This is a genomic window from Agrobacterium sp. MCAB5 (assembly GCF_052114365.1).
Lineage (GTDB): Bacteria > Pseudomonadota > Alphaproteobacteria > Rhizobiales > Rhizobiaceae > Agrobacterium > Agrobacterium tumefaciens.
Genome location: NZ_JBFREP010000083.1, coordinates 1 through 748 on the forward strand (window position 1 = coordinate 1; position 748 = coordinate 748).

1 protein-coding gene is annotated in these 748 nt (G+C 56.7%); it reads right to left on the reverse strand.

The features are described 5' to 3' along the window. Nucleotides 1–414: LLM class flavin-dependent oxidoreductase (locus AB4Z23_RS27420; protein WP_441361178.1), on the reverse strand; the 414-nt coding region annotated here is incomplete at its 3' end. Nucleotides 415–748 lie beyond the last annotated feature (334 nt).

The window sequence follows — 748 nt, forward strand, 5'->3', positions numbered from 1 at the left end:
TCCGTAGAGGGCTGCGACATTAGAATCGCTGGAGGGTACGGCATTCCATCCAACTCGGCCGTGGCTCATCAGGTCGAGCGCTTTGAATTGTCGAGCCAAATTGAAGGGTTCGTTGAACGTAGAGGAGCCGGTGGCAACCAACCCGATCCGCTGGGTCTCGCGCGCCACCGCAGCGAACGTCAAAAGCGGTTCATTGATATTCATCGGAGCCTCATTCTCGAGAGCGTTTTGCCACGCAGGAAAATCTGGCGCGAACAGGAATTGAAACTTACCCCGTTCAGCAGCTTGAGCGTACCGCACCTGACTGTCGAAACTCGTGTAATTCCTCGGGTCCACACCCGGCATCCGCCATGCGCCGGGTTGCGTGCCGTAACCGGCGTTCAAAACCATCCCAATGATCATTTGCCTAGTCATGTTGATTCCCGACTGCCCCTGTTCGCGGCATCTTGCCGTTTGGGTGAACTGATCCGTTAGCCGTTCGCGAAACTTCGCGGGGCCCGGCACCTCAGCCGGACCAGCCACCGGTGGGTGTGGTCAATTTTTATTGCTTTGCAGTGACCAGCTTCATGACCCAATGCTTCAACTCGGGTCCTGCCAGGCGGACAGCATTGCCAAGGCTGCTTCGTAGTTACCAGCAGCTTCGGCATTGCGGAGATATTTGGCCCGCTCCACAATTATTTCCCGGGGTGTGGGTTCGCCATGCAAAAGCGCGAGCGTCTCGTTGAGGAAGTCTTCCAGAGGCATAGCA